Annotated in this window: 20 protein-coding genes; 9 read left to right on the top strand and 11 right to left on the bottom strand. The window is 71.6% G+C overall.

Annotation, left to right across the window (positions count from 1 at the left end; all coding sequences use genetic code 11):
* The first annotated feature begins 5 nt into the window (after window positions 1-5).
* The 3 genes from ACSU6L_RS36760 to ACSU6L_RS36750 are packed head-to-tail and all read left to right on the top strand — an operon-like array spanning window position 6 to window position 2,400.
* Window positions 6-932, top strand: a complete 927-nt coding sequence (locus ACSU6L_RS36760; RefSeq protein ID WP_437064017.1) for an NAD-dependent epimerase/dehydratase family protein — start codon at window positions 6-8, stop codon at window positions 930-932.
* The gene (locus ACSU6L_RS36755; RefSeq protein WP_437064016.1) at window positions 929-1,591 is read left to right on the top strand and encodes a spherulation-specific family 4 protein; all 663 of its coding nucleotides are present in this window, start codon (window positions 929-931) and stop codon (window positions 1,589-1,591) included. Before ACSU6L_RS36760 ends, ACSU6L_RS36755 begins: the two co-directional genes overlap by 4 nt.
* A complete protein-coding gene (locus ACSU6L_RS36750) occupies window positions 1,588-2,400 on the top strand; it encodes an endo alpha-1,4 polygalactosaminidase (RefSeq protein ID WP_437064015.1) in 813 nt (270 codons plus the stop codon). The genes ACSU6L_RS36755 and ACSU6L_RS36750 overlap by 4 nt, the downstream gene beginning before the upstream one ends.
* Window positions 2,401-2,417: 17 nt before the next feature.
* Here the strand turns inward: ACSU6L_RS36750 and ACSU6L_RS36745 are convergent, their stop codons facing one another.
* Window positions 2,418-2,813: an iron chaperone gene (locus ACSU6L_RS36745; protein WP_437065174.1), complete on the bottom strand. Its 396-nt coding sequence runs from the start codon at window positions 2,811-2,813 to the stop codon at window positions 2,418-2,420.
* Window positions 2,814-2,934: 121 nt separating this feature from the next.
* On the bottom strand, window positions 2,935-3,390 hold the full coding sequence (locus ACSU6L_RS36740; protein ID WP_437064014.1) for a carboxymuconolactone decarboxylase family protein: 456 nt from the start codon (window positions 3,388-3,390) through the stop codon (window positions 2,935-2,937).
* A 179-nt stretch (window positions 3,391-3,569) separates the two neighbouring features.
* Here ACSU6L_RS36740 and ACSU6L_RS36735 point away from each other — a divergent pair, with 179 nt between their 5' ends.
* From ACSU6L_RS36735 to ACSU6L_RS36710, 6 genes are all read left to right on the top strand, one after another.
* Entirely contained in the window at window positions 3,570-5,957 is a 2,388-nt protein-coding gene (locus ACSU6L_RS36735) for a tetratricopeptide repeat protein (protein ID WP_437064013.1), read from the top strand.
* Window positions 5,958-5,991: 34 nt separating this feature from the next.
* Window positions 5,992-6,285, top strand: coding sequence for a hypothetical protein (locus tag ACSU6L_RS36730; RefSeq protein ID WP_437064012.1), 294 nt, complete (start codon window positions 5,992-5,994; stop codon window positions 6,283-6,285).
* A gap of 143 nt (window positions 6,286-6,428) precedes the next feature.
* Complete coding sequence (locus ACSU6L_RS36725) at window positions 6,429-7,418, top strand: hypothetical protein (protein WP_437064011.1); 990 nt, start codon at window positions 6,429-6,431, stop codon at window positions 7,416-7,418.
* 38 nt (window positions 7,419-7,456) lie between these two features.
* A complete protein-coding gene (locus tag ACSU6L_RS36720; RefSeq protein WP_437064010.1) occupies window positions 7,457-7,636 on the top strand; it encodes a hypothetical protein in 180 nt (59 codons plus the stop codon).
* Between the two features lie 91 nt (window positions 7,637-7,727).
* Window positions 7,728-8,789 (top strand): right-handed parallel beta-helix repeat-containing protein, encoded by a 1,062-nt coding sequence (locus tag ACSU6L_RS36715; RefSeq protein WP_437064009.1) that lies wholly within the window; start codon window positions 7,728-7,730, stop codon window positions 8,787-8,789.
* Between the two features lie 51 nt (window positions 8,790-8,840).
* Window positions 8,841-9,881 carry a methyltransferase gene (locus tag ACSU6L_RS36710; protein WP_437064008.1) on the top strand — a complete coding sequence of 347 codons (1,041 nt, stop codon included), beginning with the start codon at window positions 8,841-8,843 and terminating at the stop codon, window positions 9,879-9,881.
* Window positions 9,882-9,955: 74 nt separating this feature from the next.
* Here the strand turns inward: ACSU6L_RS36710 and ACSU6L_RS36705 are convergent, their stop codons facing one another.
* The 9 genes from ACSU6L_RS36705 to ACSU6L_RS36665 all read right to left on the bottom strand — a co-directional run bounded on the left by ACSU6L_RS36705 (window position 9,956) and on the right by ACSU6L_RS36665 (window position 17,195).
* A complete protein-coding gene (locus ACSU6L_RS36705) occupies window positions 9,956-10,288 on the bottom strand; it encodes a TcmI family type II polyketide cyclase (protein WP_437064007.1) in 333 nt (110 codons plus the stop codon).
* A gap of 20 nt (window positions 10,289-10,308) precedes the next feature.
* Window positions 10,309-10,788: an SRPBCC family protein gene (locus tag ACSU6L_RS36700; protein ID WP_437064006.1), complete on the bottom strand. Its 480-nt coding sequence runs from the start codon at window positions 10,786-10,788 to the stop codon at window positions 10,309-10,311.
* Window position 10,789: 1 nt separating this feature from the next.
* Window positions 10,790-11,047 (bottom strand): acyl carrier protein, encoded by a 258-nt coding sequence (locus tag ACSU6L_RS36695; protein ID WP_437064005.1) that lies wholly within the window; start codon window positions 11,045-11,047, stop codon window positions 10,790-10,792.
* Window positions 11,048-11,077: 30 nt separating this feature from the next.
* Window positions 11,078-12,331, bottom strand: a complete 1,254-nt coding sequence (locus tag ACSU6L_RS36690; RefSeq protein ID WP_437064004.1) for a ketosynthase chain-length factor — start codon at window positions 12,329-12,331, stop codon at window positions 11,078-11,080.
* On the bottom strand, window positions 12,328-13,596 hold the full coding sequence (locus tag ACSU6L_RS36685) for a beta-ketoacyl-[acyl-carrier-protein] synthase family protein (protein WP_437064003.1): 1,269 nt from the start codon (window positions 13,594-13,596) through the stop codon (window positions 12,328-12,330). The genes ACSU6L_RS36690 and ACSU6L_RS36685 overlap by 4 nt, the downstream gene beginning before the upstream one ends.
* A complete protein-coding gene (locus ACSU6L_RS36680) occupies window positions 13,593-14,027 on the bottom strand; it encodes a cupin domain-containing protein (RefSeq protein ID WP_437065172.1) in 435 nt (144 codons plus the stop codon). Before ACSU6L_RS36680 ends, ACSU6L_RS36685 begins: the two co-directional genes overlap by 4 nt.
* A gap of 91 nt (window positions 14,028-14,118) precedes the next feature.
* Window positions 14,119-15,276 (bottom strand): SchA/CurD-like domain-containing protein, encoded by a 1,158-nt coding sequence (locus tag ACSU6L_RS36675; RefSeq protein WP_437064002.1) that lies wholly within the window; start codon window positions 15,274-15,276, stop codon window positions 14,119-14,121.
* Between the two features lie 133 nt (window positions 15,277-15,409).
* Window positions 15,410-16,090 (bottom strand): class F sortase, encoded by a 681-nt coding sequence (locus ACSU6L_RS36670; RefSeq protein WP_437064001.1) that lies wholly within the window; start codon window positions 16,088-16,090, stop codon window positions 15,410-15,412.
* Window positions 16,091-16,217: 127 nt separating this feature from the next.
* Complete coding sequence (locus tag ACSU6L_RS36665) at window positions 16,218-17,195, bottom strand: hypothetical protein (protein ID WP_437064000.1); 978 nt, start codon at window positions 17,193-17,195, stop codon at window positions 16,218-16,220.
* Between the last annotated feature and the right edge of the window lie 189 nt (window positions 17,196-17,384).

Below are 17,384 nucleotides of genomic sequence, written 5' to 3'. Positions count from 1 at the left end.
CACGTATGCGCATCCTGGTTCTCGGCGCCACCGGTTACCTGGGCGGGCACGTCGTGGCGCGGCTGCGTGCCCTGCCGGACACGCGGGTGCTCGTCGCCGGCCGCTCCCCCGGCGCCGACGTCGCCGTCGACCTCGCGGCCGACCGCCGGCGGGATCTGGCGCGGGCGCTGGAACCGGCCGCGCCGGACGCCGTCGTCAACTGCGCGGGCGCTACCGGCGGTGACGCCGTCACTCTCGCGGAGGTGAACGCCCGCGGCCCGGCCGTGCTGTGCGCGGCACTGCGGGAGGCGGCGCCCGCGGCCCGTCTGGTCCATCTGGGCTCGGCCGCCGAGTACGGCCCCGGCACACCGGGCGAACGGGTGCCGGAGTCGGCGCCGACCCGTCCGGCGGGCCCGTACGGTGCGACGAAGCTGGCGGGCACGGTGGCGGTGACCGCGTCGGGGCTGGACGCGGTGGTGCTGCGGGTGGGGAACCCGGTCGGTCCGGGAGCCCCGCCCACCGGGCTGCCCGGCCGGGTCGCCGCTCTGCTCGCGGACGCCGGGGACGATCCGGACGCGGCGCTGCGGCTCGGCGACCTGTCCGCGCACCGCGACTTCGTCGACGTACGCGACGTGGCGTGGGCGGCCCGGCTCGCGGCCACCGCCGCCGGGCCGCTCCCGCCGGTGCTCAACATCGGCGGCGGCGCCGCGGTGCCGGTGCGTGAACTGGTGCGGGCGCTGGCGGGCGTGGCGGGTTTCCGGGGCCGGATCGTCGAGGCGGGCGGGGGCGGGTCCGCGCGGTCGGCGCAGGTGTCGTGGCAGTGTTCCGACATCACCGCCGCGGGTGACGCCCTCGGCTGGCGGCCGTCCCACTCGCTCGACGCGTCGGTGGCGGCGCTGTGGGCGGCGGCGGCCGCCACGGCCCACACCGCCGAAGGGGTACCGGCGCCGTGAGCCTGCTGATCCCGCTGTACGTCCATCCCGCCGAGGATCCCGCCGCGTGGCACCGGCTCATCACCTGCGCGGCGCGGACCTACGGCGTCGTGCTGAATCCCGCGAACGGGCCGGGCGAGGTCCCGGATCCGGCGTTCGTCGCCGCGGCGGGGGCGCTGCGCGCGGCGGGCGCCCGGCTGCTCGGCTATGTCGACACGGACTACGGGGCGCGCGACGCGGTGCGGATCACGGCCGACCTGCGCCGGCACCAGGAGTGGTACGGCGTGGACGGCTGCTTCCTCGACCAGGTGACCGCGGCCCCGCACGGGTTGCCTGCCTGCCGTCGGCTGGTGCGTTCCGTCCGCCGGCTCGGCGCCTCTACCGTCGTCCTCAATCCGGGCGTCCATCCCGCTCCGGGCTATGCGCGGCTCGCCGACCTGACCGTCACCTTCGAGGGTTCCTGGTCCACGTACGTGTCGGCGTTCAGCCGCCCGTCGTGGACCGCGCGGCAGCCGCCCGAGCGGTTCTGCCACCTCGTGTACGGGGTGCCCGAGCCGCTCGTGCCGCTCGCCGTGCGCACCGCGAGCGAGCGGGGCGCGGCGGTGTGCGGGCCGGTGACGGGAGAGCCGCCGAACCCGTGGTCGCGGCTGACCCCCGCGCTGGCCGAGGCCGAGCGGTGAGGCGGCTCTTCCCGGCCGTCGTCGCCGTCGCGCTGCTCGCCGTCCTCGCCGCGTGCTCGGGTGGCGACGACGGCGGTGACGGCGGTGATGGCGGTGACCGCACGGCCGGTGCCGTCTGGCAGCCGCGTCCGGGGCTGGCCTGGCAGTGGCAGCTCGACGGCAGGGTCGACCCGTCCGTCGACGTGCCCGTCTACGACATCGACGGCTTCGAGAACTCCGCCGCCGACGTGGCCCGCCTGCACCGGGACGGCCGCAAGGTGATCTGTTACGTCAACGTCGGTGCCTGGGAGGACTTCCGGCCCGACCGGGACGACTTCCCCCGTTCGGTGCTGGGCGAGCCCAACGGCTGGCGCGGCGAACGCTGGCTGGACATCCGCCGGCTGTCGGTGCTGCGTCCCCTCATGGAACGCCGGTTCGACATGTGCCGGGACAAGGGCTTCGACGCGGTGGAACCGGACCTCGTCGAGGGGTACGGCAACGACACCGGTTTTCCGCTCACGGCCCGCGACCAGCTCCGGTACAACCGGATGATCGCGGACATCGCGCACGAGCGGGGTCTGGCCGTGGGCCTCAAGAACGACCTGGCGCAGATTCCGCAGCTGCTGGACGACTTCGACTTCGCGGTCAACGAGGAGTGCGCGCAGTACGGCGAATGCGCGCTCCTCGAGCCGTTCGTCGCGTCGGGCAAGGCGGTCTTCCACGTCGAGTACGCGGAGCCGCCGGCCCGTTTCTGCCCGGTGGCCCGGGAACTGCGGTTGTCGTCGATGCTCAAGAAGCCGGAGCTGGACGTCTGGCGCAAGCCGTGCTGACCGGCCCGGCGACCCGGTCAGCTCACCGCCTGCTTCACCAGCGCGCCGATCCGCGCCTCGTGGGCGGCGGTCAGTTCCCGCAGGGCGTAGGAGGCCGGCCACATGGCGCCGTCGTCGAGGTTCGCCTGGTCGCTGAAGCCGAGCGTCGCGTACCGGCTCTTGAACTTCTGCGCGCTCTGGAAGAAGCAGACGACCTTGCCGTCCTTGGCGTAGGCGGGCATGCCGTACCAGAGCTTCGGCCTGAGGTCCGGGGCGCTCGCCCTCACCACGGCGTGCAGCCGTTCGGCCATGGTGCGGTCCGGCTCCTCCATCTCGGCGATCTTCGCCAGCACCGCTGCCTCGTCCTCCGCCGCCTTGTCGGCGCGCGAGCCACGGCGGGCGGACGCCTTCACCTCCTTGGCGCGCTCCTTCATCGCGGCGCGCTCCTCGTCGGTGAATGCCTGGAAGGACTTGTCGTCGGCGGTGGCGGTCCGGCTCTTCACAGCGGGTCTCCTGACGGTCTGCGGATGGTCGAGTGTGTGGTGGCGCGGGGGTTCAGCCCCAGGCGCCGGCGATCTGACGGGTCGTGGCATTGAGCCGGTTGAACAGGTTGGTGACGCCGATCATCAGGACGATCGAGGCGAGCTGCTTCTCGTCGAAGTAGGTGGCGGCGACGTCCCAGACCTCGTCGCTCACCGCGTCGGGACGGTCGGCGAGCCGCGTCGCGGCCTCGGCCAGCGTGAGCGCCGCCCGCTCCTCCTCGGTGAAGTACGGGGCCTCCCGCCAGGCGGCGACCGTGGCCAGCCGCTCGTCGCTCACTCCGGCCTTGCGGGCCGTCTTCGCGCCGCCGTCGACGCAGGCGCTGCAACCGTTGATCTGGCTGACCCGAAGGTGCACCAGCTCCAGCGTCTGCGCGTCCACGCCGCCGGAGTGCGCGGCCTTGAGGAGCTGCTGGATGGGCTGCATCGCGTCGGGCAGGACGACGGCGGGGTTCTGCATACGGGACTGCATGGTGTCGGTTCCTCTTTCGGTCGGTGCCCCGTTCCGTCGGGGCGTGACTCCATGACAGCCGAGCCGGCGTGCCGCGACCACGGCGATGGGACACCGTGGGACAGCTGAAACAGCCTTGACCAGCGGCGACTTGGCTGGCGAGACTTCTGCCGCGACGGGACGGAGATGCGGGGGGAACAGTGGACGACGTGCAGGGGCGGGCGGCGCAGGCCGGCCCGCAGGACGAACTGGCGGCGCGGCTGCGTCTGCTCCAGGAACTGTCGGGGCTCGGCGTGCGGGCGCTGGCGCGGGACACCGGCCTCAGTTCGTCGTCGCTGTCGCGCTACCTCAACGGGCAGACCGTGCCGCCCTGGCCCGCCGTGGTCGCCCTGTGCCGTCTCGTCAAGCGTGACCCGCGGCCGCTGCGGCCGCTGTGGGAACGCACCTCGAACCCGTTGCCGGCACCGCCGCGGAGCAGCCGCCAGGCCCGGCCGGTGCCGCGCAACGATCTGCCGCGTGACGTGCCCGACTTCACCGGGCGCGAGGAGCGGCTCGCCGCCGTGTTCGCCGCGATCGAAAGCCACCGCGCCGTCTCCGTCGACGGGATGGCGGGCGTCGGCAAGACCTGTCTCGCGGTGCACGCCGCGCACCGGCTCGCCGCCGACTTCCCGGACGCCCAGCTCTACGTGGATCTGCACGGGTTCACCGAGGGCCGGCCCCCGCTGGACCCGGACGCCGCGCTGCGGATGCTGCTCGGCGCGCTCGACGTCCCGTCCGAGCGGGTGCCGCAGGAGGGCGGCGAGCCACTGGCCGCGTGCTGGCGGGCGGAACTGGCCCGCCGGCGGGTCGTCGTGGTGCTCGACAACGCCGCCGACGCCGGCCAGGTGCGTCCGCTGCTGCCCGGCGCCGGCCCCTCCGTCGCCCTGATCACCAGCCGCAACCGGCTCGTCGGGCTGGACGAGGTGCCCCCGGTGTCGCTGGACGTGCTGACCGAGCAGGAGAGCGCGGAGCTGCTGGCCCGGGCCAGCGGTGACTCCGGCGGCCCCGACAGCAGGCTCGGCCGCGACCCGCGGTCCGCCGCCGAGGTGCTGCGGCTGTGCGGCCGGCTGCCGCTGGCCCTGCGGCTGGCGGCGGCACGGCTGCGGCACCGGCCGGGCTGGACGGTGGGCATCCTCGTCGAGCGGATGGCCGAGGGCGCGAGCGAGTTCGACACCGCGTTCGCCATGTCGGTGCGGCAGCTGAACCGGTCGCAGGCCCGCCTGTTCCGGATGCTGGGTCTGCTGCCCGGGGCGTCCTTCGACGAATACGTGGTCGCGGCACTGGCGGACGTACCGCTGCGCGACGCCCAGGCGATGCTGGAGGACCTGCTCGACGCGCATCTGGTCCAGCAGCCGACGGCGGACCGCTACCGGTTGCACGACCTGGTGCACCAGCACGCGCGCCGGACCTCGGCGGAACAGGACCCGGCGGCCGAGCGGGAGCGGGCGCTGGGCCGGGTGCTCGACTACTACGTGCACGCGGCGGCCGCCGCCGACGCCGCGATGCCGTTCGTGTCGACGGGCCGGCCGCCCTCCGCCGGACTGCCGCCGGCCGCTCTGCCGCGGTTCCCGGACAAGAACACGGCCTTCGCGTGGTTCACCAGGGAATACGGCAACCTGATCGCCGCCTTCGAGACGGCCGCCGCCGTGGGCGCGGACGAGCATGTGTGCGAGCTGCCGCGTTTTCTGCGGTCGTACTTCGCGCGGCGCTGCGGCACGACGCATCTCAACGTCCTCTTCGAGCGGTCGCTGGCCGCCGCCGAGCGTCTGGGTGATCCGCTGCGCCTGGCCGAGGCCCACAGCGACCTGGGCTTCGCGCGGTACAACGCGGGCCGGATGGCGGAGGCCGCCGCCGCGTACGAGGCGGCCGCCCGCGCGCTGTCCGGGACGCCGGACACGCCGGCGGAGGCCGAACTGGCCATGCGCCGCGGCTATCTGAGCTGGGACGCGGGACACGTGGAGGAGCCGCTGGAGCTCTTCCGGCTGGCGGGGCGGCTGTACGAGAAGGCCGGTGCCCCGGCGGGCGCGGCCCACGCGGCGGCCGCCGAGGCCTGGGCGACGCTGCAGCTGGGGCACCGGGAGGAGGCGGCGCGCCGGGCCCGGGAGGTGCTGGCCGTCCCGCACACCGACCCGGCCTGGCCGCCCGCGCTGACGGCCCGGATCACGCTCGGCGTGGCCATCGCCGGGGAGGAGCCCGACGAGGCGGTGGAACACCTGCGCCGGGCGCTCGCCATCGCCCGCGACGACGGTCACCTCGACAACCAGGCGTGGTGCCTCAACTGCCTGGGCGTCGCGCAGCGGCAGATGGGCCGGTACGAGGAGGCGCTGGCCAGCCACCGGGAGGCGTTCACGCTGCTCGACGAGCTGTTCGAGGAGCACTGGAAGATCCACTATCTGAACGGCTACGCCGAGACGTGCCGGCTCGCGGGCCTGCCCGAGGAGGCCCTGCGGCTGCACCGGGAGGCACTGGAGCTGGCCCCGAGGCTGGGCAACCGGTACGCGGAGGCGCTGGCCCACGAGGGCATCGCGGCGCTGCAGGCCCACGCCTGATCGTCCAACTCGGCGCTGTGGAAGACTGCTTGGCGTGCCTACCTGGATAACCCCGCGCCGTCTGGGCGCCGCCGCCGTCCTGTACGCCGTGTTCGTCGGCGGCTGGTACCTGGGTCAGCCCCTCCCCGGTGTCGGCTGCGGCGTCCCGGAGCCGGGTGCCGTGGCCGACGACCCCGTGACGGTCGGGGAGCCCGGCGACGTCACCGGCGACCTCGACCGCACGTTCACGACGATCGCGACCGCCCAGGTCTTCACGATCGAGGCGGTGCGCTGCGACGGCGAGTCCGATCCCCGCCTGCTCGCCTGGCTCACCGGCGACTGGCGCTGACGACGTGGAGGACGCGTCTCGTCACGTCCTCCCACGGCGCCTCAGGCGCTCCCCGAGTGCGCCTGGCACGCCCTCCCCCCTGTCGTCGGCCGCGCCACATGCTTGTTCCCTGGACCGACCGACCTTCGCCGGGGAGCAGCGTCATGACGAGCACGGATCAGCCGCCGGTGGACGAGGGCGGGCGCGCTGTCGGCGCCGTGGCACCGCCCGTGCTGGAGAGCGCCACCCGCAGCGTCGCCAAGGCCACCCTCGTACCGCTGGACGTGCCGGTCTCCGATCCCGGCCGGGCACTGGCCAAGCGGGGGTTCGTGCGGCAGTTGGGGCTGCGGCCGGGCGAGGTCGCGGCGGCGGGGCGGCTCGGACGGGTGTCCGAGGACGTCGTGGAGGTGCTGAGCGCCTACGAGACGGAGCCCGGTGAGACGGCCCCGCCCGGAGCCGCCCTGGCCGGGGTGGACGTGGCGGAACTGCGCGCCTTCGGAAAGGCGTTGACGGCCGTACGGACGCGTGCGGCGGGCGCGCGGGCCGCCCGGGTGACCGCCGCCGCGCTCGCCCGGCTGGCCGCCGACACCGCGCGGTCCCCGCTCGGCATGCTCAACCTCGAACGGCTGGAGATGGCTCCCGCGGGCATCGAGCGCGGTGAGCTGATCGCCACCGTTCCGCTGGCGCCGCTGGAGGAGACGGCGGTCGTCGAGAAGGAATGGTCGGTGCAGAGCAAGGAGTTCACCTCGATCGTCACCGACTCGCTGGAGAACGTCAGCGAGACCGGCGTCACGGACAACACGGAGCTGTCCCAGTCGGTCACCTCGCAGCAGCAGCACTCGAACCAGTTCAACGTCACCGGTACGGTGTCCGGCGGCATCCCGGTGATCTCCGGCTCCGCGAGTTCCGGGTTCACCTCCCAGAGCTCCGAGTCCCAGTCGGCGAACGACAGCCGCAAGCACGCGACGGAGCTGACCCGGAAGGCCTCGTCGCGGTCGAAGCAGGAGCACAAGGTCACCATCTCCGTGAAGTCGGTGAGCGGCAGGGAGGAGACCGTCACCCGCAGGCTGCGCAACCCCAGCACCACCGACTGGAGATCATCGCCGGGGAGCGGGCCGCAGCGGACGGCGACCTCGCCATCGCCTCCGAGCTGACGCACGAGGAGATCCACGATCATCTCCTCTTCGTCCCCGTGGTCGGGGAGGTCGTGCTGGCGCTGGACGTGATCAGCGGGCGGAACGTGATCGGCTGGCGCCGGCTCAGTGCCACCGAACGGGCGCTCGCCGCGCTCGGGATCGTGCTGGCGCCCGTGCTGGCCGCGGGCGCGCGCGTCGCCCTGCGGGCCACGATCACCACCGCGCCGAGCCGCTGAGCCGGAGCAGCCGGGAACGCCCCGGCGAGGACACGCCGTCGGATGGCCTATCCAGGCTGTTTACCGTCTATCGGATTCTATGGTGCGGAATATGACGAAATGCCATATCGCGTACCTGGCGTGCACCGCGGTGCTCATCGGGGCGGGGGTCGGGGCCGCGCCGCCGATCGCCGTCCCCGAGACCCATCTGGTGTTTCCGGGGCAATCGATCCAGAAGGCCGTCGACAAGGCGAAGCCGGGCGACACCGTCCTGGTGACCACCGGCGTCTACCACGAGAGCGTCACGGTGAGCACGCCCCGGCTGAAGCTGCTCGGTATGGGCCGCAGCACGGTGATCAAGCCGAGCCAGGAGAAGGCGGAGGAGCGCAGCTGCGCCGGAAACGGCAACGGCATCTGCGTGGTGGGCGCGAAGGACCGCAAGCTGGAGGACGTCACCGTCGGCCACCTGACCGTGACCGGCTTCACCAGGGCCGGGATCTTCGCCCTCTCGACGGACCGGCTGACCGTGCGCAACGTGACGGCGGTGAAGAACGGGGTGTGGGGCATCGCCCAGGAGCGCTCCGTGCGCGGCGTGTTCCTCAAGAACACGGCCCGGGAGAACGGCGACGCCGGCCTGTTCCTCGCCAACACGATCAAGGCCGAGGAAGGCGCGGCGGACACCCAGGGCGCGGTGGTCGAGCGCAACCGGCTGGAGGACAACCGGATCGGTCTCACCGTGCGGCGGCTGCGCAACCTCACCGTCGCGGACAACCAGGTGACGGGCAACTGCGCGGGCGTGTTCGTCGTCGGGGACGAGAACAAGCCGCGGGCCGGCGCCCTGACCGTGCGCGACAACCGCATCGTGGCGAACAACAAGTCCTGCCCGAAGACCGAGCGGCTGGACGCGCTGCAGGGCTCCGGCATCGTCCTGACCGGCGCCGAGGACACCCTGGTGACCCGGAACGTGATCAGGGACAACGCCGGCAGCTTCTCGATGTCGGGCGGCATCGTCCTGGTCAAGAGCATGGTGGGCGCGCCCAACGAGCGGAACCGGATCACCGGCAACACGCTGGAGAACAACTCCCCGGCGGACCTCGTCAACGCGGACACCGGCCGGAGCAACACCTTCGAGAGCAACTCCTGCGCGGCGTCCAAGCCCGCCGGACTGTGCTGACCGACCGGCCGAAACGATCCCGAAAACCCCTGTAAGGAAGGAAGGCGGCACATGACGACCGCACAGTCCGCCCCACCGCCGTCCATGCGGCTGAGGGAGCTCGCGTTCGGGGCGGCGTGTGCCGCCGCCCTCCGCGCGGCCGCCCGGCTGGGCGTCGCCGACGCGCTCGGTGACTCCCCCATGCCCGTGGAGGACATCGCGAAGGCGGTGAAGACCGAGCCGCGGCCGCTTCGCCGGCTGCTGCGGGCCCTGTCCTGCTACGGCGTCTTCACCGAGCAGCGGGACGGGACGTTCGCGCACACCGACATGTCCCGGCTGCTGCGCGAGGACGACCCGAACAGCCTGCGCTACATCACCCTGTGGTGCACCGAGCCGTGGACCTGGGACGCGTGGCCGCAGCTTGACGAGGCGGTGCGCACCGGCCGCAACGTCGTCGAGGGCCTGTACGGCAAGGAGTTCTTCACCTACCTCAACGAGGAGGCCCCGGAGTCGGCGGACGTCTTCAACCGCGCGATGACGACGTCGAGCATGCAGTCCGCGCGGGACGTCGCGCAGTTCCTCGACCTGTCGGGGAGTTCCTCGGTCGCCGACATCGGAGGCGGTCAGGGGCACGTGGTGGCGAGCCTGCTGGAGAAGTACCCCTCGCTGCACGGGACCCTGCTCGACCTGCCGCGGGTGGTGGAGAACGCCGACCCCCGGCTGCGCGTGGGCGGTGCGCTCGCGGAGCGGGTGCGGATCGTGCCCGGCGACTGCCGGCAGGAGGTCCCGGTCCAGGCCGATGTGTACATCATCAAGAACATCCTGGAGTGGGACGACGAGAGCACCTCGCGGACCCTGCGCAACGTCATCGAGACCGGCGGCCCCGGAACGCGGGTGGTGGTGATCGAGAACCTGGTCGACGACACGCCCTCGATGCGGTTCAGCACGGCGATGGACCTGCTGCTGCTCCTCAACGTCGGCGGTGCCAAGCACACCACCGAGAGCATGATCGCCCGGCTCACCGAGGCGGGCCTGGTGATCGACGACGTGCGGCCGGTCAATCCGTATCTGCACGCGTTCGACTGCACCGTCCCGGGTGGCGCCGCCCGGTGAACGGCGTCCACAGGCCGCCGGCCGCCCCGCACGCGCGTCACGCGTGCCCGGCGGCCGGCGGCGAGCCGGACGGTTCAGCCGGTGGCGTCCCGGTGCCAGCGGTAGAAGCAGTGCGCCATCGCGTCCTTCGGCGAACGCCAGGTCGCGGGGTCGTACGCGGAGACGTACGCCGACAGCCGCTCGCTGATGTCCCTGAACTCGGGGTGTCCCGCCACCTTGGCGATGGCGGGTCCGGGGTCCTGCTCCGACTCGATGAGGTGCAGGTACACATCGCCGAACTGGAACAGGCTGCGCCCCGACACCCCGATGAGGTGCGGGAGTTCGCCTCGGTCCGACTCGGTGAAGATCTTCGCGATGTCGGGGGCCGACCCCGGGGACATGCGGGCGACGATCAGAGCCTGGTGCATCGTGCGGTTCTCCGTCCCACTCAGTCGGTCAGGCTCGGCACGGGCTCGCGCTCGCCGGCGGCCTGCTCGATGCGGTCCCGGATCAGGGCCATCTGGACCTTGGAGTTCCGGTTGATGTTGTCGGTCATCCAGACGTCGTCGACCGGGGCGTCCGGCTTCATCTCGAAGTCCTGGGTCCACACCATCCGGGTGCCCTCCGGAACCTCCTCGTACTGCCAGCGGATGTTCATGTACGCGAAGGGTCCGGTCTCGACGCGGCGAGCCGTGACGGACAGCGTGTCACGGTCCGTCTCCCGCTCGGAGACCCAGCTCCACACCTTGCCGTTCTCGTCGGGGTGCATGGTGAGCCGGAAGGTGGTCTTGTTCCCCTCCCGGGACAGGATGTCCGCGGACGCGTACTCGCTGAACAGGTTCGGCCAGTTCGCCACGTCGTTGGTCATGTCCCAGACGATGTCGACGGGTGCGGCGATCGTGATCTCGTTCTGCGTGTGCCCGGCCATGTCAGGCTCCCGCCGGCAGCGCGCTGTTGACGAGGTCGAGGAACTGCCGGGGCGTCCTGGAACGCTCCGCGTCCGGCGGCATCGGCGTGCCGTAACGATTCTCCAGCTCGCCTACGATGCCCAGCAGACCGAGCGAGTCGATGCCGAAGGCGTCGAACCCGGTGTCCTGCTGCTCGCGCAGGTCATCCGGGGCGACCGTGATTCCGGCGGCCTTCTTCATGAGCTCGGCCAGCTCCTCCGCCGTGATTTCGTGAGTCATACGTATCCTCTCCTTTTGCTAAGCGACGCCTCACCGCGAGGCGTCCGTGGTGCCGTGCCGCAGCACCAGCGCCGAGTTCGACCCCATGAGTCCCCGGCTGAGGACCAGTGCCGTACGCGGCTCGGCGGCACGCGCGCGGCCGGTCACGAGGTCGAGGTCATGGCAGATGTCGAACACGTTGGGGGTGGGTGGGATGACCCCGTGCTCCATCGCGAGCACCGCCGCCGCCGCGTCCAGCACGGGCGCGGCGCAGTAGCCGCGGCCGATGCCGGTCTTCGGCGCCGTGACGGGTACGCGCCCGCCGTGCGGGCCGAGGGCGTCCACGATGGCCAGGGCCTCGGCACGGTCCGCCTCGGGCACGCCCAGGGCGTCGGCGAAGACCAGGTCGATCTCCTCCGGGACGCAACCGGCCTCGTCCATGGCGACCTTGATCGCCTGGGCCAGCCCCTGCCGGGACCGCTCCCAGCCGGAGGCGCCGGTGAACGTCGACGCGTGCCCCGCGACGAAGGCCCGCACCTCGGCGCCCCGCTCCCGGGCCGAGGTCTCGTCCTCCACGACGAGCATGGCGCCGCCCTCCGCCGGCACGAAGCCGCAGGCCCCGGTGGTGAACGGGCGGTAGGCGCGCGTCGGGTCGTCCTCCGTGCTCAGTTCCCGGTAGCCGAGCTGGCAGACCACCGAGTACGGGGCCAGCGGCGCCTCGGTCGACCCGGCCACGATCACATCGGTGCCGCGCCGCACGGCCCGCGCCGCGTGCGCGAGGGCGTCCAGGCCGCCGGCCTCGTCGGCGGCGACCACACCGCACGGCCCCTTGAAGCCGCGGCGGATGGAGATCTGGCCGGTGCTGGCGGCGTAGAACCAGGCGATGGACTGGTACGGGCCGACGAAGCGGCTGCCCTTTCCCCAGAGCTGCTGGAGCTCCCGCTGCCCGAACTCGCCGCCGCCGGAACCGGCCGCGGTGACCACACCGACGGAGAACGGCGTGCCGTCGGTGTCGGACCGGGGCAGGCGGGCGTCCTCGAGGGCGAAGTCGGCCGCGGCCATGGCGAAGTGCGTGAACCGGTCGGTCTGCACGAGGAAGCGCTCCTCGATCGCCGCCGACGGGTCGAACTCACGGATCTCGCCGGCCACCCGCAGCGGCAGGTTCTCGCATCCGTCGCGGGTGACCCGGTCCAGGACGCTGAGGCCCTCCTTGGTCGACTTCCAGAAGGTCTCGGTACTGGTTCCGTTGGGCGCGACCACGCCGATTCCGGTGACGGCCGCGCGCCGTCGATGTGGTTCGCTCATGGTGTCTTCTCCCTGGGCCGGGTCAGGATCACCGCGGACTGGAAGCCACCGAACCCGCTGCCCACGGAGAGCACGCTGTTCAGTCGTGCCTCGCGGGCGACACGCGGGACGTAGTCCAGGTCGCATTCGGGGTCCGGGGTCTCGTAGTTCGCCGTGGGCGGTATGACCTGGTGGGCCAGGGCCAGCACACAGGCGACGACCTCGATCGACCCGATGGCGCCGAGGGAGTGACCCACCATGGACTTGATGGAGCTCATGGGGGTGTCGTACGCGTGCGGCCCGAGAGCCCGCTTGACCGCGGCCGTCTCGTGACGGTCGTTCTGCTGGGTGCCCGACCCGTGCGCGTTGACGTAGTCGATGTCCGTGCCGTCGAGCCGTGCGTGGTCGAGTGCCAGCTCGATGGCCCGGGCCATCTCCAGGCCCTCCCGGGTCAGCCCGGTCATGTGGTAGGCGTTGCCGAAGGTGGCGTAGCCGCCGATCTCGCAGTACACGCGCGCGCCGCGGGCCCGGGCGTGTTCGAGGTCCTCCAGGACCAGTACGGCACCGCCCTCCCCCATGACGAACCCGTCGCGGTCCGCGTCGAAGGGACGCGAGGCGTGAGCGGGGTCGTCGTTGTTGGAGGACGTGGCCTTGATCGCGTCGAAGCACGCCATCGTGATCGGCGAGATCGGCGAGTCGGAGGCGCCGACGATGCACACATCGGCCCGGCCCTCCTCGATCGTGTGGAAGGCGTACCCGATCGAGTCGAGCCCGGAGGTGCAGCCCGTGGAGACGGTCTGCACGGGTCCGCACGCCCCGAACCGCTCCGCCACCGTCGACGCGAGCGTGCTGGGCGAGAAGGCCCGGTGCAGATGCGGCTCGGCCTCCCGGTGGTCCACGTCCCAGCGCCGGCCGCCATGGCTGACCAGGACGTAGTCGTGCTCAAGCCGGGTGGTGCCGCCGACCGCGGTGCCCAGGGAGACCCCGACCCGCCAGGGGTTCTCCCCGGCGAGGTCGAGGCCGGCGTCCCGTACCGCCTCCTCCGCGGCCACCAGGGCGAACTGGATGTACCGGTCGCACCGGTCGACCTGGTCGGCGTCCAGCCCGTGGGCCACCGGGTCGAAGTCGCACTCGGCGGCGATCCGCGAGCGCAGTCCGGACGGGTCGAAGAAGGTGATGCCCCGCGTCGCGGTACGCCCGTGGGACAGCAGGTCCCAGAACGCCGGTACGCCGATACCACCCGGGGCGACGATGCCTATGCCGGTGACCGCGACACGCCTGTTCATGACCGCACCTGTCGTTCCGCGACCGGCGCCTCGCCCACGGGAACCGGCTCCGCGGCGACCGCGACCGTCTCGGTTCCCTCGGTGTCGACGTGGCCGAGCGGCGGGCTCGGGGCCAGCGGGCCGAGGTGGAAGACGATGCGGGCCTCCACGTTGCCGACGTTGCGGAAGCGGTGCCGTACATAGGCGGGGATCATGAGCCCCTGCTCGGGCTGGAGTGGATGTGGATCTCCGTCGAGGTCCACCTCCAGCTGCCCGCAGACCACGTAGACGAACTCCTCCGAATAGGGGTGGTAGTGCTCGGCGATGCGGTCGCCTGGCTGCACGATGGCCACGCCCATGAAGCCACTCGTGGAGCCGACCGTGGCGGGAGTGAGCATGGCGCGCAGATCGCCGCCGCGCCGGGTGTTGGGCTCGACCTCGCTCAGGTGCACGATGCCGGGATTGGCTTTGGTCACGACTTTCCTCCGATCGGGTGCCGTATCGACACGGCGGCGTGGCCGCTACGGTCCGTGGGCTGACGATTCAGGCTTCCGGCGCGCAGCGGTCGGTGACGAGTTCCATGCGGGCGAGTGTGAGCAGGCGGGCCGCGTCGCCGCCCGCGAGCGCGGCGGCGTCGGTGCCCAGGGCCTCGACGTCGAGGAGCGACGTCAGCTCGGCCATCCGGCCGCCATCGCCGCGGCCGAGCACCGGGGCGGACTCGCCGTCGAGCCCGCCCTGGACGTCGATCAGCCGCATCACGACGTCGTCGCGCTGGAAGATGGTGCTGCACAGCACGGGGCCGCGCGGATCGTCCACCGCCGCCTCGTCCTGCTGGGCGAGCAGTTCGGCCAGCCGCATGCCGCAGCCCTCGCGAGCCGGGTAGTACAGCGCCTGCCGCGCCGCGTCGGACATCTTCCGCGCCGCCGTCACGTGGTGTACGGCCGGCAGGGCGGCCCGGGTGAAGAACGCCCGCGCGGACGCGGGGTCGTCGAGGTCGCGCTGCTGCTCGAGATAGGGGTTGATGGCCTCCTCGACGGCCCGCACCTCGGGCTGCCGGGCGACGTGGCGCAGTGCGGCCAGCAGGTCGCCCCGCACCTCGATGGCCCGCACCACCCGGTTGCCGTGCATGAACAGGGAGGTGCGGCACAGCCGGGTGTCGTCGTCGACGCGCGGCTCCGGCGAGGTGTAGCCGGAGAGGATCCGGGCGACGGTCTCCTCGCTGCCCGGCTTCACCGTGAAGGTGAGCGCGTGCCGGATGACGCCGTCGCCGATCCTCGGTGCCGCCTGGAGCCGGCGCTGTCCGGATTCGACGCCCGCCGCCGGGCCGCCGGTCTCGCGGACGATGTGGAAGCGCAACGACCTGGTGTCCCGGACGCAGTTGTGCAGCGGTGCCACCATGTCCACGTGCTCTTCGCTGTTCACCCAGGTGAGGAACGGCGGAGCGCTCTCCCATTCGCTGGTGATGAGCCACTGGGAGGGGTTCTCGATGGACTGGCACAGCTGGTCGCTGACATGTCCGGGAACGGACGCGACCTGGTGGCACAGGTGCTCGTAGGCCTCCAGGAACTCCTGCTGTGCTCCGTCGTAGACGTCGACCAGCAGGACGACACGAAGTCTGGAACCGTCGAACACGGACTGGGAGACACGCTGTGACACCTGTTGTGTCAGCGGTCCCGAAACTCGGTCGGACGTGGTGGTCATCCTGCGCACAGCTCCTTCGTCGGGGGGGCGGGGTGAACGTCGGTCACGGTGATCGACGTCGGCGTTCCTCGATCCTGTGCCGGTCCTGTGAAGAGCGCGACTCGTATGAACTACGTGGGTGACCGGAGGCACCTCAGATGAGGTGGGCGAAGACCACGAGGTTCTCGGTGTAGTCCCGTGCCGTACGGTCGTACTCACCCGCACAGGTGATGAGGCGGACCTCGGCCCGATCGGCGTCTCCGTAGACGCGATCGTCCGGGAAGTGGTCCTTTTCGAACGTCTCCACGTCGTCGACCACGAAGGACGCCTTGCGCCCGTCGGCTCGTTCGACGTGGAACTTGTCGCCCTTCTCCAGTTCCCCGAGGCTCACGAACACGGCGGGGGACGTCTTGGTGTCGACGTGCCCGGCGATGATCGACGTACCGATCTCGCCCGGCGAGGGTCCCTTCGCGTGCCAGCCGACCAGGTTGACGTCGTCCGGCGGCGGGGCCTCCAACTGCCCCTTGGGGCCGATGGCGAGGGCCGTGAACGGGGCGTCGACCGAGATCTCCGGGATGCGCAGCCGCACAGGCTTCGATCGCGGCAGATGGCGGGTGCTCTTCTCCGCCGGCCGTTCGACCGGCGGCGCCGACACTCCGACCGGCGCGGCGCGCGGCGGAGCCGGGACGTCGGACGGCGGGCTCTCGGTGCCGAACAGACTCACGACGAAAAGCAGGACGGCTACAGCGCTCGTCATCAGGGCGCCCGCGCGGGAACTGTCCTCGGTGGAGGCCGGCTCGTCGGCGGCGGGCGGGGAGGGCGGAGCGGCTGCCACGGAAAGCACCTCACTGGGGAACGGCAGGAGATCGGACGGGTGGGCGGACGGGGTACCGGGAGGGACCGCCGGGGCCGCCACGCGGCGCGCGCGTGGCGGCCGCAGCGGCTATCGCATCCGGCATGGGTCAGACCGCGCTTCCGGCCGACTTCCTACGCCGGGCCGTGTAGAGACCGGCGCCGGCGAGAGCCAGCACCGCCAGACCACCGGCGGTCGCGGTCGGAGCGGCGAGGGCGCCGCCACCGGTGTGCACGCCACCACTCGGCTTGTCGTGGCCGCCACCCCACGAGTCCTTGTTCTCGTCGTCCTTGCTGTAGCCCGAGTCCTTGTGCTTGTCCTTGTAGCCGTGCGAGTCCTCGTCCTTGCCGTAGCCCGAGTCCTCGTGCTTGCTGCCCTTCTCGGAGCCCCAGCTGTCCTCGTTCAGCAGGGTCAGCGCACCGCCGCCCGTGTGAACGCCGCCGCTCGGCTTGTCCTTGTCCTCGTCCTTGTCGTCCTTGTCGTCCTTGTCGTAGTCGTCCTTGTCCTCGTGCTTGTACGAGTCCTTGTCGTGCTTGTCGTAGTCCTTGTCGCCCTTGTCGTAGTCCTTGTCCTCGTCCTTGTACGAGTCCTTGTCCTCGTCCTTGTACGAGTCCTTGTCGCCCTTGTCGTAGTCCTTGTCCTCGTCCTTGTACGAGTCCTTGTCCTCGTGCTTGTACGAGTCCTCGTCCTTGCTGTCCTCGTTCAGCAGGGTCAGCGCGCCGCCGCCCGTGTGAACGCCGCCGTTCGGCTTGTCCTTGTCCTCGTCCTTGTCTTCCTTCTTGTCGTAGTCGTCCTTCTTGTCGTAGTCCTTGTCGTGCTTGTCGTAGTCGTCCTTCTTGTCGTAGTCCTTGTCGTAGTCCTTGTCGTGCTTGTCGTAGTCCTTGTCGCCCTTGTCGTAGTCCTTGTCCTCGTCCTTGTACGAGTCCTTGTCCTTGTCCTCCTTGCCGTTCTCGTCCTTGCTGTACTCCTCCTTGCTGTAGGAGGAGTCCTCGTGGTCCGAGCCGACCGCCGCGTAGGCGCCGGGGACGCCGATCGCGAGGGCGGCCGAAGCCGCCGAAGCGGCCAGAAGCATACGAGCAGAGCGCATCTGACTTTCCTTTCGTCGACGCCGAGCAGCTGGCACCTAGTCAGCTGATGTACTCGGCCCCGACGTGATCCACCGTCAGTCAGTCTCGGCCGCGCCGCTACTCGGGACGGGCAGTCGGGTGAGGGGGCCGCCCCGCTCTCCCCCAAACGAAAGCCGCGCAGGGCGAGATGTCGCCCTGCGCGGCTGCGC

The sequence above is a fragment of the Streptomyces sp. enrichment culture genome, assembly GCF_964272855.1.
Lineage (GTDB): Bacteria > Actinomycetota > Actinomycetes > Streptomycetales > Streptomycetaceae > Streptomyces.
Note: the sequence above shows the minus strand (reverse complement) of the source record. Positions and strands in the feature narration are given on the sequence as shown.